Below are 25,893 nucleotides of genomic sequence, written 5' to 3'. Positions count from 1 at the left end.
TTCTTTTTTTGTCCCTTCTACCTCGGTTCTTCAAATCCGCCGCCGAACGGTTCTGCCCGGGTAACCAGACGCCCGGTCATAATATCATAGAATACCACCTGCGCCTCCTGCATATACGATGCCAGGAAACAGGTCGGAATGAGACCCACGATCTGTATCACAAACAGCGGAACCTTTCCGGTAATCCCCTGGGCGGCAAACAGGGACCCCAGCACCCCCGCCGGAATCTGCGCCAGAATGATCCATCCGATGAAAGAAAGATCCAGCAGGAACAGTGCCATCTTGTTCCCCATCGTCATCTGTTTGCTCTCCTCAATACACTGATGCGGCGACTTCCTCGGATCATCCGCCAGAATATAGAACGCCTGACTGTAGCGGTATGCGGCAATGATGCCCGGCACCACCAGCAGGAGAGACCACAGCATAATCCGGATCACCATACTCCAGGCCAGCAGCAGCACACTGCCGTAATACGAAAACCCGTCAAAAAGATGCCCCGGATTCGTATCCTTCTCCCGGAAGAAACGGATCATGAACAGCGACTGTCCGTAGACGAAAATCACGGCAACGAGAATTACATAGAAGAAACTCAGCATGGATACGGTTTCCTGCGCCGTATCCACCTGATACGGCATCTGAGACGGATCCACACGCACCGTTCCGAAATTAATAAACGTATCAAAAAATCCTACAATCCCGGTGGTCAGAAGCTGAAACAAAAACATCACCCCCGCCACCTGAAGCCAGTACCCTCGGAGATCATTCCTGGCCACCGCCCGGATTATTCCCGCCGGTTCCTGCACGACGCGGTATCCCGGCCCCGGTCCACCCGGAAAGCCGTTTCCGAACTGATTATCCATAATTATTTCCTTTCTTCCTGCTCTGTCTGACAGATTCATTATACCACACGCAGCCCCGGGAAATCGAATCTTTCCGCACCCTTCCCTTTTCCCGGCCCGGCAGGAGGGGTATAATGACAGGCGGAGGTCTGAAATACATGAATCATCTGAACAGGACAATAAACAACGGTTCCAGCGCTCTGATCGTCCTCAGCCACGTAGAAGGGCTCCGCTTCATCGACACCGGGAAGCTGGAATACGACACCGTGATCTGCGCCGACGCAGGATGGAAAATGGCGCAGAAGCTGGGTCTGACCCCGGACATCTGCATCGGGGACTATGACTCCTCGGAACAGCCGGCGGAAAGTCTGCCGGAGGATCTGATCCGGCTTCCGGCCGAGAAGGACATGACAGACAGCGAAGCCGCCCTGGATCTGGCTGTGGCCAGAGGGTTCCGCCGCATCACCATCATCGGCGGCCTGGGAGGACGGTTTGATCACACCATGGGAAACCTGGGACTGCTGGCGAAATACACCGGAAAAGTTGAGCGCATCTGTTTACAGGACGGATGGAACCGGATCTTTCTGGCGGATCCCGGCACACATATTGTCCGAAAGGACGGCTACTACTACCTCGGCACCGCCTCCTACGGCGAACAGGTAACCGGCCTCACCTACCGGGGCATGAAGTATCCCCTGGAGAACGCAGTGCTGACGAACCGGACTACCTACGGGGGATCCAACGAGATTCTGGGCGAAGAAGCCGAAATATCTTTCCGGACCGGCCGTCTTTTGATCAGCCAGTGCAATGATGTTCCTGCCGCTATCGTTGAGGCGGCGGATTAGACAAAAAACAGAAGGACCGGCGGCCGGCCAAGTCTGATACTTCGGGCAATTCCGCACCTGTGCCATACTAAACGATACCCGTATCTATGGACATTTCTTTTTGCACACCCTCCCCTATAAATGGACAATGTGTGTCAGACGGTTGGACACGGAGGAAACCGTAATTTCATATGCAAGCCCCCGCCCTGTCCCGTGATCAGCACGATAAGAAGAAAAATGGGCTGCCTGCCAATGGGAAAGTGACATGCTTTCCTCTGTCCGGCAGACAGCCCCGTTTTTTTGTCTCAAGATTTCACCAGGTCAGCGAAGTCCCCCTCACACAGCCCTGCCAGGGCCTCCGGATCCAGCTCCACAGAGAGCCCGAGCCTTCCGCCGCTGACACTGATGGTGTCGAACAGCTGGGCCGTCTCATCGATGGCGGTGGGAAAGAGTTTCTTCATGCCGACGGGGGAGCAGCCTCCGTGGACATACCCGGTGATCTTCACCAGATCTTTCAGGTGCAGCATTTCCAGTTTCTTGACGCCGAAATGCCGGGCGGCCTTCTTCAGGTCCAGCTCGTTGCACACCGGAATGGCACAGACGTAGAACTGAGCAGGCCCTGCGGTCAGTACCAGGGTCTTGAAGGAGCGCTCCGGCTCGATGCCGGTGGCCCGGGCCGCATCCATGCCGTCTGTGAATCCGTCAGAAACATCGTAAGTGTGTTCCCGATAGGGAATTCCTGCCGTTTCGATTATGCGGATCGCATTGGTTTTCGTTTCTTTTTCTTTCTTCTTGGCCACTTCGTCCTCCTTAGAGAATGCCGGTGCTGAATACGCTGACCAGAGCCAGTGTCACCACAGCCAGAGACTTCATCAGGATGTTGATGGATGTTCCCGACACCATCGCGTACCGGCGGCTGCTGTTGGCACAGACGACGGACATCATGATCGATGCCAGTGTGGCAGAGGCCACCAGGGCGCAGAGTGCCTCGGCCCCGAACAGAAAGCCTGACAGCACCGGGATCAGCATGGCGATGATGCCCGGAAACACCAGACTGCTGAACCGGCCGTTATCGAAGATACCGGTCAGTAATCCGCCCTTTTCCGTATTGCCGGCCTTCTTCCACGCCGCTGCCATGAGGGTGTCTGTGCTCCCCACCCGGCCGGAACGTGCTTCCAGTCCCGCATACAGGAACGGGAGCAGGATTCCCAGCAGAGCGCAGGTCATGACCCGGGGCTTCAGGAGATCCGCCTGGGCCAGATGAGCGTAATTCGCAAAGGACAGCATCATGGCGAAGGAAGTCAGCGCGGCGGTAATCACCGCACTGCCGCCGCCGCGGATGGTGGCGGCACCGTTCTGAAGCAGATTCGAAGCCCGTCCGGTCCGCACCGTCCCCGGTGCGCCGGTCAGATCCTGAATGGAGGAGGTACTGTAGGAAACAGACAGGAAGGCGCCTTCTGTCATTTTGACTACACTTACTGCCGCCATGCCGGCTGCCGCCAGCGCCACGCCGTAGCTTCCGGTAAACGTGCCGGCGATGTAAACCGTTCCTGCAATCAGCAGGATCAGCAGGATATTCAGGGCCATACTGGCTCCGATCCGCCGTTTCATCAGCTGGTAGGCATCCGCCTCCGTATCGTTCATTTCAGACACAACGTTATACCTCCGATTGATGGTCGCACTCAGAATCTCCGCCAGCACACCTGCCAGGATTCCTGCCAGGATCGCCCAGAAATAATACATGCTGGCCAGATAGCGCCAGCACAGAATGCCGGACACCGCTGCCGTCACCGCTGCCGTTCCGTACAGCCTGCGATTCATGGCGCGGACAGCAGCATTTTCGTCTGTCCGGACACGGAACGTCAGAACTGCCGGCAGAGTGACTGCCAGTCCCGCCGCAATGATGCCCAGCGGGAATACTACCGCCATCCTTTCCGAGAAGGAGGCTGTGACGCCCGCATCCCGGACGGCCGTATAAGCCAGCGTCATGACGGCGATCACGCTGCAGGCATAGGAATCCAGCAGATCGAATATGCCGGAAAAAGCCCGGTCCGCCGTTCGTCCCAGCAGCGCATTGGCAGAAATCCCCAGGCCGAAGCCTGCCATGGCACTGACCAGCGTTGAAATACCCAGCGCCCAGTAGATAAACACCATGATCAGAAGTCCGAATCCGGCGATGCCCAATCCCACGGCTGCCGCCGTTCGATAAATCAGCCGGTAAGCTTTCTCTCTGTCGCCGTAAGCTGCTTCGGAGGCGCGGACACTCCCCATGGCTTCCGCCTTGATCGCCAAAACCACGGAGAAAATGGACACCAGGGTGCCCACCAGGAACAGCGCTGCCGTAATATTTCCGACGAAGAAAAAGAGCATGAAGAAAATCACTCCCATAATCGGCACCCGGTAAACCAGTTCCTGCACAATGACCCGCACCGATCCCCGCCGAACGGACAGAGCGATATCCCGGACGCCGCTATCTTTGATTTTGTATTTCCGCTTCATGTGAAGCAGCAGCAGAACCGATGCCAGAATGGCAATCACCCCGATGACACAAGCTGCGTAACTCATATTTTCACCTGTTTCCCTGAAGATAACGAATAAAAAAACACGCGGCCCGTCCCGCGGGCCGCGATCGATTCAATTCATTCTGATATGACTATGCCGCAATCGCGTTGACCCAGACGGACAGAATAATGAGAACGACCGAGGACACGATCGTGATTCTGTGAAGCATCTTCTCATACGCATTCGCGCGCTTGGAACCGAAAAGCTGTTCAGCACCGCCGGCGATGGATCCGGACAGACCGTCACTCTTTCCCGGCTGAAGCAGAACACTCACTGTCAAAATGATGCTGTCAATTGCCAGAATGACCATAAGTGCTGTATACATGAAACTTTACCTCCCTTTAATTCATAGCAATTAAGTTTACCATGAATCCGGCAGGAAATCAAGGTGTCATTATTCCATATAGTTCAGGATCGCTGCGAACTGTTCCGGATCCAGGCTGGCGCCGCCTACCAGCGCACCGTCGATATCCGGCTTCGCCATAATCTCCTTCACATTCTTCGGCTTGACGCTGCCGCCGTACTGGATGATGACGGATTCGCTCACTGCTCCCCCGTAAATGCTTTTCATCATTTCCCGGATGAAGCCGCACATTTCTTCCGCCTGTTCCGGCGTGGCCGTCTTCCCGGTGCCGATGGCCCAGATCGGTTCATATGCAATCACCGTCTTCTTCGCCTGCTCCGGCGTCAGTCCGTCGAAATCTTTCTCTATCTGTCCGGAGACAACGGACTTTTCATTCCCGGCTTCTCTCTGTTCCAGATTCTCACCGACACACAGAATCGGAATGATGCCGCTCTCGGACAGCACCTTCTTCAGTTTCCGGTTCACGGTTTCGTCAGTCTCATTGAAATACTGTCTGCGCTCGGAATGACCGATCACACAGTATCCGACGCCCGCTTCCTTCAGCATCGGCAGGGAGATTTCACCGGTGAAAGCCCCCTCGTCTTCGAAGTGGACATTCTCCGCACCCACGCCGATATCGGTTCCCGCAAACATTTCGGTCAGAACCGGAATATCCAGGAATGGGGCACAGATGGCCGTCCGGACCCCCGGTTTCCGCGGGATCTGCCGGAACACTGCTGCGAACGCCTTCGCTTCGCTGATGGTCTTGAACATTTTCCAGTTTCCGCCGATAAACGGAACACGCAGCTCCGGGATCACCGCAATTCCCGGAAGCGTCTTTCCCTCCAGGTATTCCAGGGATGCGCCGCCTCCTGTGGAAATATGGGTCATCCGGTCACCGAGGCCGAACTGTTTCACCGCTGCAGCAGAATCACCGCCGCCGATAATGGTGACGGCATCACTCTCCGCCAGCGCCTCGGCGATCTTCCTGGTTCCGACGGCGAAATTCGGCATCTCGAAAACCCCCATCGGTCCGTTCCACACAACGGTAGCCGCCTCCCGGACAGCCTCGGAAAACAATTTTACCGTCTCCGGTCCGATATCCATTCCCATTCTGTCCTGCGGAATGGCATCAACCGGAACCACCTCTGAAGCGGCGTCGTTGTCAAACGCAGCTGCAACCCGGACATCCGCCGGCAGCAGGAACCGGACGTGCTTCTCTTCCGCTTCCCGCATCAGGTCGCCGGCCAGTTCCACGCCCTTCTCGTCCAGCAGAGACGTGCCGATCTCCAGGCCCTTCGCCTTCAGGAATGTGTACGCCATGCCGCCGCCCACGATCAGGGTGTCCACCTTCGACAACAGACTGCGGATCACACCGATCTTGTCCGCCACCTTGGCACCTCCCATGATGGCCACAAACGGACGCTTCGGGTTCTCTACCGCACTTCCCAGGAACTTCACTTCCTTCTCGATCAGGAAACCGGACACCGCCGGCAGATAATCTGCAATCCCCGCCGTGGATGCGTGCGCCCGGTGAGCAGTACCGAAGGCCTCCTGAACGAAAATCTCTGCCAGGGAGGCAAGTTCCCGGGCGAACCCCGGATCATTTTCCGTCTCCTCTTTCCGGAACCGGACATTCTCCAGCAGCATAATCTGCCCGTCCTCCAGTTCGGCCGCAGCCCGGCGGACGGCATCATCCACCACCGCCGGACTGCTGACGAAAACCACATCCTGCTTCAGATATTCGGAAAGTCTGTCCGCCACCGGCTTCATGGAAAACTCCATCTTCGGTTCCCCTTTCGGCCGGCCCATATGGGACATCAGGATAACTTTCGCGCCGTGATCCCGCAGATACTCGATCGTCGGAAGCGCCGCAGTAATTCTGGTATCATCCGTGATCTTTCCGTCCTGCATCGGTACATTGAAATCACATCTCGCGATGACCCGTTTTCCCTGTACATCGATGTCTCTCACTGTTTTCTTCATGCTTACACCTCCGCCGCAGCACTACTCTGCGTGGTCAACGGCATACATATGGCGGATCAGTTCCAGCGTTTTGCTGGAGTAACCGAACTCGTTGTCATAGTAGGAAACGAACTTGAACGTCGTGTCATTCAGCTGGATGCCTTCTACAGAGTCGAAAATGGAGGTGCAGGCATCTCCGACGAAGTCGGAGGAAACCACAGCGTCCTCCACGAACTCCAGCACGCCCTTCAGGTTCGTCTCAGAAGCTTCCTTCACCTTCGCACAGATATCCTCATAGGAGGTCGGTGTTTTCAGCACAACATTCAGGTCGACCAGGGAAACATCCGCCGTCGGAACACGGTAAGCGATACCGGTCATCGTTCCCTTCAGCTCCGGAATAACCAGACCCACAGCCTTCGCCGCACCGGTGGTTGTCGGGATGATGTTGCCGAATACGCTGCGGCCTCTTCTCCAGTCCTTCTCCGACTTGCCGTCCACCACGAACTGCTTCGCCGTCGCCGCATGAATCGTGGACATCAGACCTTCCTTGATACCGTAGTTGTCCTGCAGAACCTTACACAGCGGCGCCAGGCAGTTCGTGGTGCAGGAAGCATTAGAAACAATATTCATATCACTTCTGTAGTCATCGGAGTTGACACCGAATACGAATGTCGGGGTCACATCATCCTTCGCCGGAGCAGAAATGACGACCTTCTTCGCACCGCCGTTCAAATGAGCCATCGCCTTCTCGGTGGTGGTATAAGCGCCGGTTGCCTCCACGATGTACTCCGCACCGCACTCGCTCCACGGAATATCCTTCGCATCACTGAAGCTGTATACCGGCACTTTCTTTCCGTTAATGATCAGACCGTCCTCATACCGGTCGATCTCACCCGGGAATCTGCCGAACACCGTATCATACTTCAGCATGTACAGCATATAGTCGATATCCGCCTTCCGCTTGTTAATGCCTGCGATCTCCACATCCGGCATATTCAGCGATGCTCTGATTACAACTCTTGCGATTCTTCCAAATCCACTGATTCCGACTCTGATAGCCATTTCAAGTTCCTCCTGACTGAACAAATGACAGTAATAGTAGTTAACTGAGAATAATCGACAATCGAAGGCCGCACCCCCGGCGCAGCGCTCCGCAGCAACCCTCTGCCGCCCTTCGGGGCCATAACACAGTTATAATTATTATAACATTCCGGCTTTCTAACTTCAACAGCGCCCCGCAGCATCCGGCTCTCTACTTTAGTCCCGGAAATCCCAGCTGACGCAGCGCTTCAAACAGTACGATATTCGCCGAGTTTGCCAGATTAAAAGACCGAAGCCTCGTGTCCCTGCTCATGGGAATCCGGATAGAATCCTCCCTGTGGGCATCGATCAACTCTCTGGGCAGCCCCCGGGTCTCCCGGCCGAACAGCAGCATATCCTCATCGTGATATGTCACCTCCGTATAGTACCGGCTCCCCTTCGTCGTTACGAAGTACATCTGTCTGCCCCGATACTGTTCCATAAACGCATCCAGACTTTCGTGGACTTCCAGTTTCACAAACGGCCAGTAATCCAGCCCCGCCCGGCGCACCGCCCGGTCATCAATCCGAAACCCCAGTGGTTTCACCAGATGCAGCACAGAGTCCGTGGCCGCACAGGTCCTGGCGATATTTCCGGTGTTCGGCGGAATCTCCGGCTCGACGAATACGATATGAAGTGCCATTTTTCTACTCCTTTTACAAAAAACAACCGGAGAGGCGCTCGACGCCCCTTTTCTATGATAGTACAATCCGTTTTTTTGGCAACCGAAAGCCCTCTCCTTTTCCTTCTTTCTGCCGGAAATCATGGACATTCCCGGCCATTTCAATTATTATAATAAGGATTTCCATGTTTTCATGTGAATCGAAATGAATGAAACACACAGGAGGAGAAAAATATCATGAGTTTATATCAGGACTGGACGAAGCTGCTGAACGGACAGACGGAGAGCACCTTCCGCACATTCTGGGAGGAATATTCCAATGCGGAAATGTCCGTGTACGCTTGGATTCTGAGCCATCAGAACAGGAAACTGGAAGGCACCGTGGCAGAGCTGGCGAAGAAGTTCAATATCCGCGAGATCATGGTCATGGGATTCCTGGACGGCGTGAAATCCTCTCTGAAAGATCCCGACGTCCTGAATCTGGAGGCGGTCACACCGGATACCGCTCTGTCCATTGATCCGGACTTCGAACTGCTGTTCCGGAATATGCTGGGAGCTGACGCCCGTCACCTGTACTCCCTTCCGGAGTGGGATCAGGTCCTGTCCGCCGGGAAGAGAGAAGAAATCCGGAAGGATTTCAATCGTTCCCGCATCTACCATGCACCGAAGAAACCGGGCAGGAATGATCCGTGCCCTTGCGGCAGCGGGAAGAAATACAAGAACTGCTGTATGAAGAAAGATCAGGAAGCACAGCGGCTTTCCCAGGCGTAAGCCCGGGAAACGGGTTTTCGACCGATCCCGCAGAAAGACCTGTGAAGCGAAATGCACCGCTTCGCAGGTCTTTCTTTATTTTTTTCTGGTCCAGAACCGGGAAATGTATTTTTTTGAATTCATGCCAATAAATCTTTACGCTGTCTTTACGCGGCCACTTTCCTACGGTATAGTGTTCAGTGTAGTATCCTGTGGGGACCGGGCGGACTTCTGCCCGCTGTCCTGCACATGGGATCCTGCTGCGGATAAGTTTTCATACTTATCCGACGATTTATAATCCATGAGTTAGTCGATTGCACAAAGGAGGTAAGCAAGGATGACTGCTGCGCAGATTGCCGCACTCGTAATTTTTATTATCATGTTCCTGTTGATCGTGACCGAGAAGATCGATCGTCACATCGTATCCCTCACCGCCGGAGCGCTGATGCTGATTCTGGTATTCGGAATCATGATGCACTCCCCCGCCGACATTCTGAAGACACTGGCCTTCGCCGATCTGGCCAAGCCGGGTTTCTGGATCACGAACGGCACTGTCGCAGAGGAAGCCGGCGGCATCAACTGGGCGACGATTCTGTTCATCGGCGGAATGATGGTTATGGTGGAGGGAATGGCCAAGGCCGGATTCTTCCGCTGGCTGTGCCTGACGATCGCGAAGGCCGTTCACTACCGGCCCCTCAGGATCTTCGTCACTTTCATGTTCATGTCGGCAGTCCTTGCTATGTTCATTGACAGTATCACGGTGATCCTGTTTCTGGCCTCTGTCACCATCGAACTGGCCAATATGCTGAAATTCAACCCGATACCGGTGATTCTCTCGGAAATTTTCTGTGCGAATCTGGGCGGTTCCTCCACCATGTGCGGTGATCCGCCGAATATCATCATCGGCACTTCGCTGCATTATACATTCAGCGATTTCATCCTGAACAACGGGCCGATTGCCGGCGTCACGCTGCTGGTCATGGTTCTGTATTTTTATCTGGCGTTCCGTCATCATCTGTCTGCGGACCCGGAGACGACGGACGGAAAACCGGTCGTCTATCCTTCTCCGTCTGAAGCCATTCAGAACCGGCGGGAATTCGCCGTCAGCACGATCATATTCCTGGTCACTGTGGTCCTGCTGATCACCCATGCTCAGACCGGGCTCACTGTAGCCACGATCGGCGTGGGCGTCGCCGTTGTGACGCTGATTACGGCGCCCCATTACGCCAAGGCGATCCTTCGGGAGGTCGACTACAGAACGCTTCTGTTCTTCATCGGACTCTTCGTTGTGGTGAACGGTCTGGACCGAAGCGGTATTCTGCAGATGATCGCCAATCTGATTGCGAAACTGAGCGGAAATAATCCGATGCTGACCATCGGCATCGTCATCTGGCTCTCCGCCATCGCCAGCGCCTTCGTGGACAATATCCCGTTCGCCGCCACCATGGTGCCTGTGATCAAGACACTGTCCACTGCCATGGGCATTGATCTGACCACCCTCGCCTGGACGTTATCCCTGGGTACCGATGTGGGCGGCAGCGCCACACCGATCGGCGCCTCTGCCAATGTAGTGGGCATTTCCGTGGCGGCGAAGAACGGACACCTGATCACCTGGCGGAAGTACTGCAAATACGCAGCGCCGGCGACGATCATTTCTGTCGCCATGTTCACGGTTCTCATCTTCGTCCGTTACCTGTAGAGAAACGAAAATCCGAGCGGGAAATTGAGCCCGCGATAATGTCACGATCCGGGAGGTTGTTATGAGCAGACAGAGAATTATTTCCATCGGCAGACGGTTCGGCAGCGGCGGTCATGAGATTGCGAAAATCCTTGCAAAACGGCTGTCCCTTCCCCTCTATGATGCCAATATTCTGGCGGAAGTCGCCAAAAAAAACGATATGACTTACGAAGAGCTGATGCATTATGACGAACAGCGGATTCCCGCATTTCTGTCCAGGCCGGTTCGCAGTTTCTCCTCCTTCCTGGAGGTGAACGTGGCGGAGGCCCAGTTTCATGCAATCCGCCAGCATGCAGAGGCCGGAGAATCCTTCGTGATCGTTGGGCGCTGTGCAGACACCATTCTGGAATCCTATCCGGGGCTGATCTCCCTGTTTATCACAGCGGATGAATCAAGCCGCACGGCCCGGACCGCCGAACTCTACCATATTTCTGAGAAAAAGGCCGCTGCCATGAACCGGAAGGTAGATGCCCGCCGCCGTTCCTACCACGACTATTTCTGTGAGCGGAAATGGGGTCACGCTGATACCTATGACCTGGTTCTGAAAGAAAATACCGTGGGCATCGAGCACACGGCGGAATTGATCGAACGATACATCGCTTTCCGGGATGCAGTTGAACAGAACTGAGATAATGAGATGGAATGCGGGCGGACCCTCCCGGCCTTTGGCCGGAAGGGTCCGCCCGCTGCATTTTTCTACAGACCGTTTCGCTCACAGAAGTTCCTGACACAGCAGCGGCCGCACGCCGGCTTCCGTGCATGGCAGCACTGTCTTCCATGGAAAATGATTGCATGATGGGCGTCCGTCAGCCGATCCGGCGGCAGAATGCGGATCAGCTGTTCTTCCGTCTTCTTTACATCTTCCGCATGGGCCAGACCGATTCGATTGGCAACCCGGAACACATGGGTATCCACCGCAATGCGCTGTTCACCAAATCCGTCGGCCAGAACCACATTCGCTGTTTTCTGCCCCACCCCCGGCAGAGACATGAGCAGTTTCCGGTCCGCCGGGACTTGTCCGCCGAATTCCTCCTCCAGTTTCCGGGCCATGGCAATGATATTCTTCGCCTTATTCTTATATAATCCGATGCTGCGGATACAGTCCTCCACCTGTTCCCGGTCCGCTTCCGCCAGGGACGCCGCATCCGGAAACGCCTCATACAGGGCCGGGGCCACCATGTTCACCCGCTTGTCTGTGGTCTGGGCAGACAGCATGGTGGATACCAGCAGCTGAAATACATTTTCATGATCCAAAGCGCACCGGGCATCCGGATATTCTTCCTGCAGCCGGTCCAGTACCTGAGCCGCTGTCTTCTGATCCATTCTCTCCTCCTCTTTCCTGCACAGGGAAAATCCGGGGCTGTAACGGACCCGGACCCGCTGAATACGAAATACTGTATCATTATCCGCTCCGGTATTCAAGGGCGGATGCCCTGCCTCAGGTATGGTTTGACAAAAACACACTGCATCGATACAATATTAAATAACCACGTTTTATTATAGAAAGACTGACAGATGATAAGTAGAAAGGATCGGAAAAGCATGGCAGATCATCCGTATGACGAAACCCGAAAGAAAAACCAGCCGCTTTCCCGCAATCTCTTTGCCCGCGTAGAAGAAGATATTCTGACGGGGAAACTGGCCAGCGGCTCGAAACTCTCCGAAAAAAAAATCTGTGACGAATACAATGTGAGTCGAACGCCTGTCCGGGAAACAATGATGCGGCTGGAAGCGGAAGGCCTGGTGGAGACCATCCCGAATCGAGGCGCATTCGTCTCCGGTCTGTCCGGACGGGACGTTGGAGATCTCGCTGATATGAAGAACAGCATGGAAATTCTGGCGGTTCGCTGGGCGATTCAGCGTATTACAGAAGAAGAACTGGAGCAGCTTTCCGAAACCTATGATTATATGGTATTCTATACGAGAACAAATGACCTGGCGAAGATGATGGAAATCAACATGAATTTTCACCGAATCATTCACGCCGCAGCCCACGATCGGATCCTGCAGCACATGCTGGACCGTTTCCAGCGGTATTCCCGGTACACACAGCCGGAGATCTATTCCGGCGGCTATCTGGAAGAGGTTCTGGAGGAGCACAAGGCCATCTATCAGGCATTCATCACCCATGACCCGGAGGCAGGCGTACTGGCGATGCAGCAGCACAATCGGAATACCGGCCGCCGTATCGCAGATATCCATCTGCAGAATGCAAGAACGGAGCAGTGAAGGAAATGAGCAGAACCACAGACAGACAGTCCCGGACCAGAAAAAGAAAAAACCTCATTCTGGATATCCTGATCGTTCTGCTGGTTCTGATCATGGTGTTCTGCGGGGTCCGGATCATTCAGGCATTGTATTCCTATCACACCGGCACGAAAGCCTATCACGCATTACAGAAGGAAGCCGGCGTCACGGAAAAGAAGACCGGCAGCAGATCCGGCTCTTCCGAAGACGGCATCCGGGTGAACTGGTCGAAATTCAACCGGAAGTATCCGGATGTGAAAGCCTGGCTCTGGCAGAAGGATACGGTCATCAATTACCCGGTGGCCCAATCCTCCGACAATGCGTACTACCTGCACCGGCTTCTGAACGGAAAGTGGAACGGAAAAGGCACGCTGTTCATTGATTTCCGGAATACCCACCCCTTCACGAAGGATTTTCTGACCATCATATACGGTCACCGGATGCGGGACGGCAGTATGTTCTGGACACTAGCGGACTACCGGAAAGAGGCCTACCGGAAGGCGCATCCGGATATGTTCCTCAGCACGCCGAAAGGGGATTACCGCCTGCGGATTTTCGCAGCGGACACGATTCCGGCGAACAGCCCGAAATATCAGTTCGATTTCCCCGGCGCCGCCTCCCGGCGCACTTATCTGCGCTGGATCCGCTCCCATGCAGACATGTACGTTTCCGGCGTCTCCGTCACAGCCCGGGATCACATCGTGATGCTGAGTACCTGCACCTATGAATTCGCCAACGCCCGGGCAGTGGTTTTTGCGAAACTGGAACCTGTATCGAAGTAAATCTCTGAAATTGCGCCAATGCGCCGGAGGCTAATTCTGCCCCGGCGCATTGGCGATTCTTGTCTTCACATGTGTATTTCCGTCGAACGGATGGGCGTTCAGAATACAGTCGTACAGAATATTCAGCACCTCGTACTCCCGCATCCCCTCCAGTTCCTGAAGTGGAAACGGTTCTCCGAAGGACTGTTCATATTCCTTCAGCAATACTTCCAGCATAATCGATCTCCCTTCTTCTAACATGATTCTCCGATGATTTTCCGGGCCAGTTCGAAATATTTCTGTGATACCGGAAGATCCGGAGCACCTTCCACCACGGTCATGCCCTGGTTCTCATAATGGATGATGTCACCGCTCCTCGGGATATCCGCGATGATCTCCAGCCCGTTCGGCTCTGCGAAGGCCTGCACATTTTCATACTCATCCTCCACGTTCCGCCGGTTCAGTATTATCCCGGAAACATGGGCATACCCCCGGTCCCGGAAATTCTCCACCGCCTTGAAAATATTGTTGGCCGCATAGAGGGCCATCTTCTCACCGGAAGTGACGATGTATACATCACTGGCGTATCCTTCTCGGATCGGCGCTGCAAACCCGCCGCAGACCACATCTCCCAGCACATCAAACAGCACCACATCCGGCTGAATCCGCTGAAACACTTCCATCTCTTCAATCAGATCGAAGGTGGCGATAATGCCCCGGCCGGCGCAGCCCAGCCCCGGATTCGGACCTCCTGTTTCAATGCAGAATACGCCGCCGAAACCCGGCGCCCCGATCTCATCGAACCCTGGTGCCTCTTCATGCTCCCGGTAATAGTCCATCACCGGCACAATCTGTTTTCCGTGCAGCAGGTTGATGGTGGAATCCGCCTTCGGATCACAGCCGATCTGCACCACTTTCTTTCCCAGCATCGCCAGCGCCGCCGACAGATTGCTGGTGGTGGTGGACTTGCCGATGCCCCCTTTTCCGTATATCGCTATTTTTTTCATTTTTTCATGCTCCTTCTTCTGTCATTTTCAGTGGACTGTCCCCAGACTCCCGGTGATCCACGAACTGAAATCCGAACCGATGAAACGGGGGATCTGATCCCGGTAATGCCGGCCGGAATAAGCTTCGTGAGGCAGAGAAATAAATTTCTCCCGCTCTTCCGGCAGCAGCCGGGCGTAGATCGGATCCGCAATGATCCGCTTCGCTTTCCGGCAGTGCTCCCGAAGCGCATCTTCGATCGTGACCACTTTCACATCTTTCATCAGCACCCGGGGCGCATCCGGCATCGGACAGATCCGGGACACATGGAAAATACCCAGTTCCTTCTCCAGCAGACAGGCCAGGGAAGCCGTGAAAACCGGTTCACCGATCAGAAGCACATCCGTTTCCTCTGCATCCGGCGCTTTCTCCTCTTTCCAGGCATTCAGCACATAGAGCTCCGATCCCTTTCCGGAAGCCCCTTCATCCACCGGCAGGAAAATACCGCCCCCCTCTCCCAGGGCCGCTTCCCGGAGCGCCCGGAGCCAGGTCTTCGTTCCAGATTCCCCCATGGGAATTCCCGTCACAAACGGAATGCCATACCGCTCCTTCATATACTCCGCTGCGGGAATGCCCGTCGCGGAAACCACCGCATTCACATCCGCTTCGGCGGAATCTGCCAGATGTGCCAGCGTATCCCCCATCGCCCAGCAGCCGGTGAGTTCCATGTCATTCTCCCGGATCAGCCGTTTCATCTCCGTGACATTTCCAACCACCGAGAAATCCAGCGGCGTTACACCCAGGAGATTTACCCGGATCTTCTTTCTACCCGGCGCCCCACCGTCCCGGCGTTCTTCCGCAGGATCCTTCAAAAACCGCTTGGCCAGCTGCAGGAAGGCCTCCCCGGCCCCCGGCAGGTAACTGTGAATTCCGTCGGTTCGAAACCCCATGGACGGGATTCCGGTGTTTTTCTCAATCAGCCTGGCCACCGCCCGGAAGTCGGTTCCGATGGCATTGGGCATCGGACTCCCCCCCACGGCCACGAAAGCCGGCCGGGTCTCCCGGGCAACTTCCGACACATCCTCCACCAGCCTGGTATCGTTTCCAAAAATCGTGTCCACTTCCCGGAGACCCGAGATATACACCATGCTCGGCGTGTCATACCAGCGGGGCTCATTGTGGGTGCCGTAGGTGGAATTACATCCGGACGCATCGTGGATCACCACCAGCCCGCCCAGCTCGTAGAGTGCAGAACATATACCGAAAATATCCACTGAATATGTGGACAAGACTCTCTGTGCCTGTTTCATCCTCTGCACCCCCAAGCTTTCACTGTTATGATCGGTTTCACGTCTTTTTTTTGCCGGTAAGCTTCCTCCATCCAGTCCGCCAGAGTCACAATGCCCCGGTATCCATACAGACCGCTGTTTTCTACCATATTCACGAAATGATCCGTTCCGGTGAAGTAGGCCGCTTTCTGACCGATGGCCAGCACACCGCCAAGCCGGAAGGCGTCATCCCGGGGCAGGAGCCGCATCTTGTAATGGGAGATCGGACGGATCAGCAGCTGCGGCCACTTTTTGGCCAGAATTTTCCAGTCCTTCTCCTCCGATGCATTGAACTCATCGGCATACACCGCATAGACCCGGAATCCATGCTCCAGCAGGAGCCGGGCCAGCCCCAGGGGCCGCGCCGTGCAGGCACTGTCCACCGCAATCGGTATGTCACCGATGGTCTCCCGGAGCCGGACCAGCCGCTCCTCGGCTTCCCTGCGGCAGGAATCCAGATCCGGCATATCCGGCCCGTCCGGGTCCAGAGAAAGCGCCGCTCCCGTCTCCCGGAGAATCCGGCCGATCTCCGTCAGATCCCAGGAATACGGCGCATACACAGCCTTCTGTCCCATCCGCTTCGACAGGTCCAGAGCCGCCGGCTCCGCATTCTCCAGAAAATAGATATTTGCTTCCGACTCTCCCATAGCCTGATACTCGTCATAGGAGGACAGCGCCCCGAAATCATGAATTTCGTACCCGCCGGCCCGCAGCATCCGGACCAGTTCTGAAGAGGCGTCCACCGGAAAATAATTTACCACGAAATTGACGGCCCGCTTCCGGGGCTGCTCCCGCACCGCCCGGAGAAGCTGCCGCCGCCCCAGCACATCCGGACTGAATTTCCGGTTCAGTGTCGGCGTCATATACCCGTCAATGAAATCGATGTCCGGAAATCGTCTTCTGAGTTCCCGGTACACAACCTGCACATCGATGTGGAGGAAATGCTGGATGCAGCTGGTAAAGCCCTCCACACACCGGGGCTTCTTCTCCATCCCGTTCAGAATGTCCGTGATGCCCTCAATCATCATCTTTTCCAGATCGCCCTTCAGAATGTTCTCATTCGTCACCGTGACCTGGGAATACCGCTGTGCCCCGTTTTCCAGCTCATCCGCCGTCAGCACAACCCCCTGCAGACAGCAGGCGCAGCACACAAAGATCTGATGCAGCTCCGGAATCAGCATCGTAGAATGGGCAATGGTCCAGGTCCCCCTGGCCGGCGGCCCGTACTCCAGACCGATGTGAAACGGTTTCGGGAACCGGATCGACGAAACCGGGTATTCCGCCCCCTCCTTCGTCACATGGATCTTCGGGACGTCCGGATACATTTCTTTTTTGTCTATCATGGGAACAGTCTCCTTCTCGTCAGTATGCTTCTATTCTAACGCGATTTTTCTATTTTTCATACCCGGTTCTGCCGGGACTCCCATCCCCTCATGTTCCTATAGACAAAAAAATCCTGTGTGACCGGCCGGCGGATGGTAGAATAGAGGCAAAACCAGCAGTGTCACAACAGGAGGAACAGCGTGAAATACATCGGAATGAAGAAGGTTGCGGACGGCAGATTCATCGACCGCTACGATCTGGAATATGAAACAGCATCCGGAAAGAAGAAAGTATACGAAATGATCACCCGGGATCACGGCATGGCCACCCGGGAGGACCTGACAGAAAACGCCCCGGAGGCGGTCATTCTGATCGTCACCGACAGCACCGGGGAGCGCATCCTGATCAACCGGGAATTCCGGCTGGCGGCGGGCCGGTGGGTGTACAATTTCCCGGCGGGACTCATCGATCCGGGCGAAACCCCGGAAGAGGCCGCCGCCCGGGAACTGCGGGAGGAAACCGGCCTCCGACTGGATCAGATCGACGACCGGCTGGGAATCAGTTACGCTGCCGTCGGGTTCTGTAATGAAAAGAACATCACCATCGTGGGCCGGGCCTCCGGCAGCTTCCGGAAGAGCACATCCGACGAGGAAGAGATCGAACCGGGCTGGTACACGAAGGCGGAGGTGCGGGAACTGCTTCGGTCAGAGCCGTTTGCAGCCCGGACCCAGGCATTCTGCTACGCCTGGTCCAGGGAAGACTGATTCTCCGGGGCTGCGCCTGACGGCTGATTCTCCGGCGTCATGCCGTCCAAAGCCCGGCGGACCAGTCCTCTCCAGGTGATGGCGCTCACATCGGTGATACGGGTTTCCCCTGCCGCTGCCGCTTCCCTGAGAGCCTCTGCCAGCCTTTTTTCGAAACCCGGCAGTTCCTCCGGCACCGGCTCATCCGCATTACGCATGGAAGGGAGCTTCACATAGCGGATGTCCGCCCCCGGCGCATTCTCCTCCATCCAGGCACGGATCCCCGGGAGCTCCGTCACTACCACCCGGTCCCCGCAGGCCAAAGCCTCGATCACCACCAGCGGGATTCCGTCAAAAAAAGACGGAAGGACGAAAATCTGCGCCTCATTATAGAGCGCCGCCAGATCCGGCTGGGCCATCTTTCCCGGAAAGCGGATATTGTAGGGAGATGCCGCCGCCAGATCCCGGATCGCCTGATACTCTTCCTGATTCCCGGCCCCTCCGGCCAGATCGAGCACAATCCGGTCCGGCGCTAGTCCGGTTTCCGGCAGGCACCTTATCAGGCTCATCACACCTTTCTTCTCGGCAATCTTCCCGGCGAACACAATCCGGGTCACCCCCGCCGGGTCACCGAGCATCTCCCCCGGAATCAGAGTATCCCGCTTCCCGGTTCGGCGGAAGATCCGGTCATTATATCCCATGCCCACCGTGCAGATCTTCTCCGGGTCCACTCCATAAATCCCACAAACCCGGTCCGCCTGGGGCTTCTGGGGCACACAGATCCGGTCAAGTTTCCGGATCTGTTCCCGGATCTCCTCCCGCCACAGCGGATTCTTCTCCATCTGCCGCAGATCTGTGTTATGACAAAAACCGATGATTTTCCGGTCCGGAAACTCTCTTCGAACAATGGAAGTGAGCAGGTAGAGATGATGGCAGAGGATCAGATCCGGATTCAGCTCTTCCACCGCCCGGTGTACTGCTTCGGTGAACGCCTGCCGATAAGCCTTTGTCATTTCCTCTGTCATGTCGCAGTAGCGGGTGCTGGGATAAGGCATCTCGTCGGACATGCCGCAGATCGGGAACGGAACCTTCCCGGAATTGAAATACACCGGATAACACAATGTCCCTTCTGGCAGGACAATGTGGTCCTCTTCATATACGCCGCAGACCACCGCCTGCCGGTGCCCCTCCTCAGCCAGGGCTTTCACCACCTCGGTCAGATAGACCCCGCTGCCGGTGCTGTCCGGCTTCTGGGCAGAAATACTTAATATTCTCATAGGTCCTCCCTCGTTTTCGCCCGGCTGCCGGGCGGATCATTCGGTTTCACGGTAATGATTGTAGCAGATGCGGGGACCGGTATGCTATAATATTGGAATGCAGAAATCATGATTTGTATAGAAAATAGCTATGAAAAGGAGGTCCTCTATCAATGGATTATACAGAAGAACGAATTGCCCGGCTGAAGAGCCTGAAACGCTCGAAGCTTCTGGTTGCGGCGATCTGCATGGCCGCTGGCCTGATTCTGTTGATCTGGCCGAAGGTCACCATGCAGCTGGTCTGCCAGATTATCGGGATTTCTCTGCTGGCGGACGGCATCGCCACGGCGGTCATCGCCCTGGTGAAGAAGGAGGGATACACGAAACCGTTTCTGGTTGCCGGCGCCATCATCGCACTGGTGGGGGCCTGGATTTTCCTCAGACCGGACGCTCTGATCGAGCTGCTGCCGAAACTGGTGGGACTCGTGGTCCTGCTGGACGGCGTGGCGAATCTGTATGAATGTGTCACCGCCATTCGTCAGAAAACCGGGAAGATGCTGGTTCCGATCCTGATGGCGGTTCTGACCATCGGCCTGGGCTGCTTCCTGATCTTCCAGGCCATGGGCGTGGCGAAAACCGTGATCCGCCTCATCGGATTCATCATCCTCTATAACGGCGTATCCGACCTTTACATCGCTTCCCGCATCCGGACGAAAGATCCGGACCAGGCAGCATAATCCTGCTTGAATCAGGGAATCTGATTCTGCAGGGAAAAAAAGCAGGGTGCAGAAACGAGGATTTCGTTTTCGCACCCTGCAAAATTATGTCTTTTCTGATGATCACCCGAACCGGTTATTTCGTCCGCTTCATCACCGTTTCACTCCATTCGCCGTAGACGGAACCCCGGTAAGCTCGGATTTTCACCACATAGTTCTTCTTCCGGTTCAGTCCTGTCACTGTCGCTCCTGTCTTCGATGTTTTCACATACTTCCAGGTCTTCGTTCCGGTCTGGCGGATACCGAACTGGTATTTCACACCGCCTGCCAGCTTCGCCCAGCTCACCTTCATGGCCGCCGCCATCGGAGTCAGCCGAAGCTTCTCCGGGACGCCGGGGCGGATCCGGAAGGACTCCGTCACCTTTCCATTAAAATTCCCGGTGCCGATGATGCTGAACGTTTTCTTTCCGATGGAACTGCGGTTGCCGTACTTCAGTTTATAGGTGGCATCCTGTCCGTTATACTTCACATCCAGCAGATCCTGGGATACATTCGATCCGGTATACAGGTACTCATCCTGCACACCTTCAATCTGGCACTCGCCGATGTCCCGTGGCTGAATCCGGAAGGTCTGTGTCACCTTTCCGGAATAATTGCCGTAACCAACAATTGTGACGCTGCCGGTTCCTGCATTCACATTATTGTTATAATCCGTTCTGGCTGTGGTCTTCGGATCCTCATAATGGATCTCCGCCAGCAATGGCTCACCGGTATACGTGGCATCATCCACGCTCACTTTCCCGATCGGGCGTCGGCTGATGGTGAAACTGATCTTCGCCGAACCGAAGACCATGGTCTTCCCTTTCAGGGTCATGGACGCCTTCCCGGCATCCAGGTTGTTCGTGTACTTCACCGAATAATCCGTTCCCTCGGAAAGAGATCCGATGGCCAGCTCCGGTTCCACCTTCTCCCCGGTGTATACGAATTTCTTTTCCTTCAGCTTCGGCTTCACAGACGAAAGCTTGATCTTGGAAATGGAGAAATTCTTCGCTGCACTTCCGGTGTAATTACCGATGAATTTCACCGTCAATGTACCCTTCGTCTTGTTATTCACCGCAGAGAGCTGATAGTCCTGATTCCTCTTCAGTTTCTTCCCGTCCACCTTCACCGTCGGGCTCGGGGTGATGAGACGCCCGGTATACGGACGCGCCTTGATCGAAGCGATGGACGCACCGGCGCCGCTGCGTTTCCGGATACTGTAAGAGGATTTCACTGATCCTCTGTATCCGTTCTTTCCTTTCGCCGTCACAGTGACCTTTCCGGCATTGGTCAGATCGCCGCTGTACGTCAGTGTGTAGGAGGAGGAAGACACCCGTTCGCCGTTCTTCCCGTACACTTTCACCGGCTGCTTCACTGCTTTCCCGTCATAGGTCCGGCTGGATACAGTTAACTTCGCAAGTTTATTCGTAACCACCGGCTGCGTATTCTCCTGCGGCTTCGACGCTGTGCCGGAGGAAGTGTTTCCCGTATAGCGGAGAATTCCGTCCCAGGAGACCCCGCCGTAGTTATTGTAAAAGGCAGAGACGCTGACTTCCTTCCCGGTCTGATCTCCGGTCTCCGGATGACCGTAGGTCTGGTGTGCCGCCACATCCATGCCGTCGCCGATATACAGCTCTGTATGACGGTCCTGATCCACCAGAATGTCTCCCCTCTTCAGAAGCAGAGGGACAGAATGAGAGCCTGTGGCACCCAGATCATCCCAGTCGATCCAGGTGAATCCTTCCCGGGTATACACCGAGCGCATGGAAGTGACATTCGTGAATCCGCTGAGCCCGAAGCCTGCATTACGGAATGCCGACGTGACGAAAGATCCGCAGTCATAATCCGGCCCCCACCGGTTCGTCATAGAATAACCGGTAGCCGGGTCATTCGCCGCATCAATCGCCCACGCAATCGCCTTCTCCACCTTCGATGTGGTTTTCGCCTGCGCCTGCCTGACACCCAGGAACAGGACGACGGCTGCCATCGCTGCCAGCACAATCACTGCCCGCAGCAACTTAGTTGTCTTCGTTTCTGTGTGTTCTCTCATAATTCCCTGTGATCTCAACATCCACATATTTCTGCACAACCCACCTAAGCGAGTATGCCTCCGTAGATTACGCATAAAAAGTTATCGTCAACACGTTACTTAATACTCTTATGAAATATTAAGATAACAATTTCATTGTAGCATAGCCTCGTGTCAAGTCAACCGTATAAACGTTGAAAAACAAGCGTTTCCAGTGATTTTACCGTTCGAAAGTTTACCGTAATTAATATATCGTAAATATTAATTTTACATTGGAATTTCAACAAAAATTCCAGTTTAATGCATTTCGATTGTTTGGTACGAATTCCCGAACAAATATTCGTTATTTCTTAAATATTTTTTAAGACGGAGACAGAACATACAGTGCTGCATGAAAAAAGAGGGGTGGGTAGGACCCCCTCCTGCTCCGGCATGCTGCCCTGCCTGGCCTGTGTACGAAACTGGTCCATGGCAAGATTTCTGGCAATCGATGCCAGCCATGTATATTCCCCGGAGTCCCCGCGGTACTGCTGACTCTCCCTCACGTTCAATGCCTTAAAGAACGTTTTCTGTGTAATTTCCTTTCTATCCCGTTGCATCAGTTAGACGGATGAGATATCGTTTCGTTACAAAAAAACAATAAAAATGAGGTGAACGAATCGTTCACCCGCTACTCCGTTTCCCAGGACTTCCACACCGCCGGGCAGTATCCGCAGGCGGCCTTTTTTCCATTCCTCACCACCGGCTTCCGGAGAAGCTGCTGATTCTCCAGCAGCTTCCCGAATTTCGTCTCCTCCGGACTATATCGGATCAGAAGCAGTGCCTCCTGATCCTTCGCCTTCGGATCCAGCAGCTGCTCCAGCCCGCCCACAGCCTGCATTACGCTCTTCAGTTCCCCGGGACTCATTTCCTTCTCCCGAAGATCTACGAACTGAAACGGAATCCGCCGCTCCTTGAAATACCGCTGTGCCTTCTTCGTATCATTACTCTTCTTCGTTCCGAATATCTGAATGTTCATCGATGCACCCTTTCCTCTTATCGGTCACTATAATCCGCCGCCTCCTTGATGAAGGTCCCGTTTTCCAGATCATCGAATGCCTGCTGAAGTTCCTCCTGGGTGTTCATGACAATCGGACCGTACCATGCCACTGGTTCGTCCAGCTGGCGGGAACTGTAGAGCAGAAGCTCCGCAGCCTCTTCTCCTGTTTCCAGCAGCACTCGATCTCCTTCTCCTAATCTGGCTGCCGTCTTTTCATAAACCGGTGTACCGCTGACAGTCACATCCCCCCGCAGAGTGAACAGAAATGCGGCCCAGCCTTCCCGCACCGGGATCTCCACAGCGGCATGGGAATCCAGATGGATGTCATAAAAATCCAGCGGCAGATACCGGCCCTGCCACCCTTCATGATCCAGGTAGTTTCCGGTCACCAGACGAAGCCTGCCACCCTCCAGCGGGTATTCCTGAATCTCATCGTTGGTGATGCCGTGATACGCCGGCGCCGCCTTCATTTTCCATTCCGCCGGAAGGTTCAGCCAGAGCTGCGTACCCAGCATCCGTTCTCCGGAAGGCATCTCGGAATGTTCCGCACCGGATCCGGCCGTCAGCCACTGGGCCTCGCCGTCGTGAATCACCGCCTCTGTTCCCAGATGATCCCGGTGGGTCATCTGTCCCCTGCTGAGGAAGGTGACCGTCTCAATACCCCGGTGCGGATGGGGCGGAAATCCTGCGATATAATCCTCCGGATCCGAACTGTCGAAGGCGTCCAGCATCAGAAACGGATCATACCGATCCGTGGTTCGAATTCCCAGCACTCTGACCAGGCTGACGCCTGCCCCGTCCCGGGCTTTCTGTCCCCTGGTCTGATCGATTACCTTTCTGTTCATCATGTATTCTCCTTTTCTCCATTCTTCTTTCGATGCGCCCGGTATTTCCCGATCGCACTGCACAGTTCTTTTTTGTCTTCCGCCGAAAGCGGCGAAAGCAGCTCCGTGAGCCTCCGGTTATTTTCCGGACAAACCCGGTCAATCAATTCCCGGCCCCGGTCCGTCAGGGACAGAATGTACTTCCGCCGGTCGCAGCTGTCCTGCTCCCTTACGATATACCCCTGCTTCTCCAGATTTCCGGCAATCACCGGAATGGTTCCGTCGGAACTGAGCACCAGCGCTTTCACCTGGCCTACCGTGAGAGGGCCCTTCGTGCGCAGCGCTTCCAAAACAGCGAACTGTCCAAGCGTCAGGCCGAATCCACTGCAGATCTGCCGGGTCTCCCGGTCCATATCACTGACCATGCGGTGCAGCCCGATCACAATCGATGAATCCTCTGATTTCAGTTTCAATTCTCCCCCTCCTGTCTGCTTCTGATCTGATGATCTGAATTATATCTTTAGTTAGAGGTATTGTCAACAAAAAATAACCGGGGAAGCGTTCTCCCGGTTGCAGCAAAACAAAACCACCCGTCCGGAAAACCCGAACAGGCGGTTCGCAAGTGCTCAGACTCGGAATTGAACCAAGGACACGTAGATTTTCAGTCTACTGCTCTACCAACTGAGCTATCTGAGCATATTCTATTTCACGAAATTGGTGGGCCACCGGGGGCTTGAACCCAGGACCTGCCGGTTATGAGCCGGATGCTCTGACCAACTGAGCTAGTGGCCCAAATGATGATGATGGTCGGGGTGGCAGGATTTGAACCCGCGGCCCACTGGTCCCAAACCAGTTGCGCTACCAAACTGCGCTACACCCCGAAATGAGCCATGGCTCATAAAAAATTGGCAGGGGCAGAAGGATTTGAACCCTCGACACGTGGTTTTGGAGACCACTGCTCTACCAACTGAGCTATACCCCTACAAAAAACGGAGAAGGCGAGATTCGAACTCGCGCGGCCCTAAACGAACCCTAACGGTTTAGCAAACCGTCCTCTTCAGCCACTTGAGTACTTCTCCATGCTGTAATTCGGACAATCGTCAAATCATTATGGCGGAGAGGGTGGGATTCGAACCCACGGATCTTACGATCACCGGTTTTCAAGACCGGCACCATCAACCGCTCGGACACCTCTCCTGATCGGCCCAGGCATCCCGCTTTTTATCAAATGGTGACCCATCCGAGATTCGAACTCGGGACACCTTGATTAAAAGTCAAGTGCTCTGCCACCTGAGCTAATGGGTCATACACTGGGGTAGCAGGAATCGAACCTACGCATGAGGGAGTCAAAGTCCCTCGCCTTACCACTTGGCTATACCCCACTATCCCCGGGTAAAAAATATAATGAGCCCGCAGAGATTCGAACTCTGGACACACGGCTTAGAAGGCCGTTGCTCTATCCAGCTGAGCTACGAGCCCATATTGAAAAAAATGGAGCGGATGATGAGAATCGAACTCACGCCATCAGCTTGGAAGGCTGAGGTTCTACCATTGAACTACATCCGCACAATTGGAGCGGAAGACGAGATTCGAACTCGCGACCCTCGCCTTGGCAAGGCGATGCTCTACCCCTGAGCCACTTCCGCAAATTGGTCGAGGGAGATGGATTCGAACCATCGTAAGCTCAGCTAACGGATTTACAGTCCGCCCCCTTTAGCCACTCGGGCATCCCTCGACATTCTATGAAATTGGAGCTGGCGGAGGGAATCGAACCCCCAACCTGCTGATTACAAATCAGCTGCTCTACCGTTGAGCCACGCCAGCATATTGGCGACCAAGACGAGGCTCGAACTCGTGACCTCCAGCGTGACAGGCTGGCAT

General features: G+C 55.0%; 26 protein-coding genes and 13 tRNA genes. 8 read left to right on the top strand and 31 right to left on the bottom strand.

Features of this window, described 5'->3' with window-relative positions; genetic code table 11:
* Positions 1-17: 17 nt before the first annotated feature.
* Positions 18-860 carry a DUF975 family protein gene (locus tag BLQ24_RS00195; protein ID WP_163427168.1) on the bottom strand — a complete coding sequence of 281 codons (843 nt, stop codon included), beginning with the start codon at positions 858-860 and terminating at the stop codon, positions 18-20.
* Between the two features lie 113 nt (positions 861-973).
* Here BLQ24_RS00195 and BLQ24_RS00190 point away from each other — a divergent pair, with 113 nt between their 5' ends.
* Positions 974-1,684, top strand: a complete 711-nt coding sequence (locus tag BLQ24_RS00190) for a thiamine diphosphokinase (protein WP_090161330.1) — start codon at positions 974-976, stop codon at positions 1,682-1,684.
* 284 nt (positions 1,685-1,968) lie between these two features.
* Here the strand turns inward: BLQ24_RS00190 and ybaK are convergent, their stop codons facing one another.
* From ybaK to trmL, 6 genes are all read right to left on the bottom strand, one after another.
* A complete protein-coding gene (gene ybaK / locus BLQ24_RS00185; RefSeq protein WP_090161327.1) occupies positions 1,969-2,463 on the bottom strand; it encodes a Cys-tRNA(Pro) deacylase in 495 nt (164 codons plus the stop codon).
* Between the two features lie 10 nt (positions 2,464-2,473).
* A complete protein-coding gene (locus BLQ24_RS00180; protein ID WP_090161324.1) occupies positions 2,474-4,228 on the bottom strand; it encodes a sodium/proton-translocating pyrophosphatase in 1,755 nt (584 codons plus the stop codon).
* A gap of 88 nt (positions 4,229-4,316) precedes the next feature.
* Complete coding sequence (gene secG, locus BLQ24_RS00175) at positions 4,317-4,550, bottom strand: preprotein translocase subunit SecG (protein WP_090161321.1); 234 nt, start codon at positions 4,548-4,550, stop codon at positions 4,317-4,319.
* A gap of 69 nt (positions 4,551-4,619) precedes the next feature.
* A complete protein-coding gene (gene tpiA, locus BLQ24_RS00170; protein ID WP_090161316.1) occupies positions 4,620-6,554 on the bottom strand; it encodes a triose-phosphate isomerase in 1,935 nt (644 codons plus the stop codon).
* A 21-nt stretch (positions 6,555-6,575) separates the two neighbouring features.
* Positions 6,576-7,595, bottom strand: a complete 1,020-nt coding sequence (gene gap / locus BLQ24_RS00165) for a type I glyceraldehyde-3-phosphate dehydrogenase (protein WP_090161311.1) — start codon at positions 7,593-7,595, stop codon at positions 6,576-6,578.
* Between the two features lie 190 nt (positions 7,596-7,785).
* A complete protein-coding gene (trmL, locus tag BLQ24_RS00160) occupies positions 7,786-8,256 on the bottom strand; it encodes a tRNA (uridine(34)/cytosine(34)/5-carboxymethylaminomethyluridine(34)-2'-O)-methyltransferase TrmL (protein WP_090161306.1) in 471 nt (156 codons plus the stop codon).
* Positions 8,257-8,472: 216 nt separating this feature from the next.
* Here trmL and BLQ24_RS00155 point away from each other — a divergent pair, with 216 nt between their 5' ends.
* The 3 genes from BLQ24_RS00155 (at position 8,473) to BLQ24_RS00145 (ending at position 11,351) form a co-directional block, all read left to right on the top strand.
* Complete coding sequence (locus BLQ24_RS00155; protein WP_090161303.1) at positions 8,473-9,006, top strand: SEC-C metal-binding domain-containing protein; 534 nt, start codon at positions 8,473-8,475, stop codon at positions 9,004-9,006.
* A 316-nt stretch (positions 9,007-9,322) separates the two neighbouring features.
* Positions 9,323-10,684 carry an ArsB/NhaD family transporter gene (locus tag BLQ24_RS00150; RefSeq protein WP_090161300.1) on the top strand — a complete coding sequence of 454 codons (1,362 nt, stop codon included), beginning with the start codon at positions 9,323-9,325 and terminating at the stop codon, positions 10,682-10,684.
* Positions 10,685-10,745: 61 nt separating this feature from the next.
* Entirely contained in the window at positions 10,746-11,351 is a 606-nt protein-coding gene (locus BLQ24_RS00145) for a cytidylate kinase-like family protein (protein WP_090161297.1), read from the top strand.
* Positions 11,352-11,419: 68 nt separating this feature from the next.
* Here the strand turns inward: BLQ24_RS00145 and nth are convergent, their stop codons facing one another.
* Positions 11,420-12,046 (bottom strand): endonuclease III, encoded by a 627-nt coding sequence (gene nth / locus BLQ24_RS00140; protein ID WP_090161294.1) that lies wholly within the window; start codon positions 12,044-12,046, stop codon positions 11,420-11,422.
* Between the two features lie 192 nt (positions 12,047-12,238).
* Here nth and BLQ24_RS00135 point away from each other — a divergent pair, with 192 nt between their 5' ends.
* Both BLQ24_RS00135 and srtB read left to right on the top strand, forming a co-directional pair.
* Positions 12,239-12,952 carry a GntR family transcriptional regulator gene (locus BLQ24_RS00135; protein ID WP_090161291.1) on the top strand — a complete coding sequence of 238 codons (714 nt, stop codon included), beginning with the start codon at positions 12,239-12,241 and terminating at the stop codon, positions 12,950-12,952.
* Positions 12,953-12,957: 5 nt separating this feature from the next.
* On the top strand, positions 12,958-13,752 hold the full coding sequence (srtB, locus tag BLQ24_RS00130; protein WP_090161288.1) for a class B sortase: 795 nt from the start codon (positions 12,958-12,960) through the stop codon (positions 13,750-13,752).
* Positions 13,753-13,782: 30 nt separating this feature from the next.
* Here srtB and BLQ24_RS00125 read toward each other — a convergent pair whose 3' ends face one another.
* Genes BLQ24_RS00125 through BLQ24_RS00110 form a run of 4 tightly spaced genes read right to left on the bottom strand, consistent with a single transcriptional unit; the run spans position 13,783 to position 17,386 of the window.
* On the bottom strand, positions 13,783-13,968 hold the full coding sequence (locus BLQ24_RS00125) for a hypothetical protein (protein WP_090161285.1): 186 nt from the start codon (positions 13,966-13,968) through the stop codon (positions 13,783-13,785).
* Between the two features lie 17 nt (positions 13,969-13,985).
* Entirely contained in the window at positions 13,986-14,738 is a 753-nt protein-coding gene (locus BLQ24_RS00120) for a nucleotide-binding protein (RefSeq protein WP_090161283.1), read from the bottom strand.
* Between the two features lie 27 nt (positions 14,739-14,765).
* Complete coding sequence (locus BLQ24_RS00115) at positions 14,766-16,025, bottom strand: nitrogenase component 1 (RefSeq protein WP_090161277.1); 1,260 nt, start codon at positions 16,023-16,025, stop codon at positions 14,766-14,768.
* Complete coding sequence (locus tag BLQ24_RS00110) at positions 16,022-17,386, bottom strand: nitrogenase component 1 (protein WP_090161274.1); 1,365 nt, start codon at positions 17,384-17,386, stop codon at positions 16,022-16,024. The genes BLQ24_RS00115 and BLQ24_RS00110 overlap by 4 nt, the downstream gene beginning before the upstream one ends.
* A gap of 180 nt (positions 17,387-17,566) precedes the next feature.
* Here BLQ24_RS00110 and BLQ24_RS00105 point away from each other — a divergent pair, with 180 nt between their 5' ends.
* Positions 17,567-18,130, top strand: a complete 564-nt coding sequence (locus BLQ24_RS00105) for an NUDIX hydrolase (RefSeq protein ID WP_090161271.1) — start codon at positions 17,567-17,569, stop codon at positions 18,128-18,130.
* On the opposite strand, the gene BLQ24_RS00100 is transcribed toward BLQ24_RS00105, so the two are convergent.
* Positions 18,106-19,386 carry a glycosyltransferase family 4 protein gene (locus BLQ24_RS00100; protein ID WP_090161268.1) on the bottom strand — a complete coding sequence of 427 codons (1,281 nt, stop codon included), beginning with the start codon at positions 19,384-19,386 and terminating at the stop codon, positions 18,106-18,108. The genes BLQ24_RS00105 and BLQ24_RS00100 overlap by 25 nt on opposite strands.
* A gap of 152 nt (positions 19,387-19,538) precedes the next feature.
* Between BLQ24_RS00100 and BLQ24_RS00095 the strand changes: the two genes are divergently transcribed.
* Entirely contained in the window at positions 19,539-20,102 is a 564-nt protein-coding gene (locus tag BLQ24_RS00095) for an HdeD family acid-resistance protein (protein ID WP_090161265.1), read from the top strand.
* A 115-nt stretch (positions 20,103-20,217) separates the two neighbouring features.
* On the opposite strand, the gene BLQ24_RS00090 is transcribed toward BLQ24_RS00095, so the two are convergent.
* From BLQ24_RS00090 to BLQ24_RS00005, 18 genes are all read right to left on the bottom strand, one after another.
* A complete protein-coding gene (locus BLQ24_RS00090; RefSeq protein WP_173452012.1) occupies positions 20,218-22,191 on the bottom strand; it encodes a peptidoglycan amidohydrolase family protein in 1,974 nt (657 codons plus the stop codon).
* A 308-nt stretch (positions 22,192-22,499) separates the two neighbouring features.
* Positions 22,500-22,748 (bottom strand): sigma factor, encoded by a 249-nt coding sequence (locus BLQ24_RS10555; RefSeq protein WP_090161260.1) that lies wholly within the window; start codon positions 22,746-22,748, stop codon positions 22,500-22,502.
* A 71-nt stretch (positions 22,749-22,819) separates the two neighbouring features.
* The gene (locus tag BLQ24_RS00080; protein ID WP_090161257.1) at positions 22,820-23,167 is read right to left on the bottom strand and encodes an arsenate reductase family protein; all 348 of its coding nucleotides are present in this window, start codon (positions 23,165-23,167) and stop codon (positions 22,820-22,822) included.
* A gap of 17 nt (positions 23,168-23,184) precedes the next feature.
* A complete protein-coding gene (locus BLQ24_RS00075) occupies positions 23,185-24,036 on the bottom strand; it encodes a pirin family protein (RefSeq protein WP_336433249.1) in 852 nt (283 codons plus the stop codon).
* The gene (locus BLQ24_RS00070; RefSeq protein WP_242869531.1) at positions 24,033-24,485 is read right to left on the bottom strand and encodes a MarR family winged helix-turn-helix transcriptional regulator; all 453 of its coding nucleotides are present in this window, start codon (positions 24,483-24,485) and stop codon (positions 24,033-24,035) included. The genes BLQ24_RS00075 and BLQ24_RS00070 overlap by 4 nt, the downstream gene beginning before the upstream one ends.
* Before the next feature lie 150 nt (positions 24,486-24,635).
* A tRNA-Phe gene (locus BLQ24_RS00065) sits at positions 24,636-24,708 on the bottom strand.
* A gap of 19 nt (positions 24,709-24,727) precedes the next feature.
* A tRNA-Ile gene (locus tag BLQ24_RS00060) sits at positions 24,728-24,804 on the bottom strand.
* 12 nt (positions 24,805-24,816) lie between these two features.
* Positions 24,817-24,893: transfer RNA gene (locus tag BLQ24_RS00055), tRNA-Pro, on the bottom strand.
* Between the two features lie 25 nt (positions 24,894-24,918).
* Positions 24,919-24,994: transfer RNA gene (locus BLQ24_RS00050), tRNA-Trp, on the bottom strand.
* An 8-nt stretch (positions 24,995-25,002) separates the two neighbouring features.
* Positions 25,003-25,091 (bottom strand) — tRNA-Ser (locus BLQ24_RS00045).
* Positions 25,092-25,123: 32 nt separating this feature from the next.
* A tRNA-Ser gene (locus BLQ24_RS00040) sits at positions 25,124-25,209 on the bottom strand.
* Between the two features lie 32 nt (positions 25,210-25,241).
* A tRNA-Lys gene (locus BLQ24_RS00035) sits at positions 25,242-25,317 on the bottom strand.
* Between the two features lie 5 nt (positions 25,318-25,322).
* Positions 25,323-25,394 (bottom strand) — tRNA-Gln (locus tag BLQ24_RS00030).
* A gap of 23 nt (positions 25,395-25,417) precedes the next feature.
* Positions 25,418-25,491: transfer RNA gene (locus BLQ24_RS00025), tRNA-Arg, on the bottom strand.
* Positions 25,492-25,504: 13 nt separating this feature from the next.
* A tRNA-Gly gene (locus tag BLQ24_RS00020) sits at positions 25,505-25,578 on the bottom strand.
* Between the two features lie 5 nt (positions 25,579-25,583).
* Positions 25,584-25,658: transfer RNA gene (locus BLQ24_RS00015), tRNA-Gly, on the bottom strand.
* Positions 25,659-25,662: 4 nt separating this feature from the next.
* Positions 25,663-25,747: transfer RNA gene (locus tag BLQ24_RS00010), tRNA-Tyr, on the bottom strand.
* 14 nt (positions 25,748-25,761) lie between these two features.
* Positions 25,762-25,836: transfer RNA gene (locus BLQ24_RS00005), tRNA-Thr, on the bottom strand.
* Positions 25,837-25,893: the final 57 nt, after the last annotated feature.

This window comes from Eubacterium pyruvativorans (genome assembly GCF_900102225.1).
Taxonomy (GTDB): domain Bacteria; phylum Bacillota; class Clostridia; order Peptostreptococcales; family Anaerovoracaceae; genus Aminicella; species Aminicella pyruvativorans.
The sequence above is the reverse complement of the archived record's forward strand: the minus strand, read 5'-3'. Positions and strand labels throughout refer to the sequence as shown.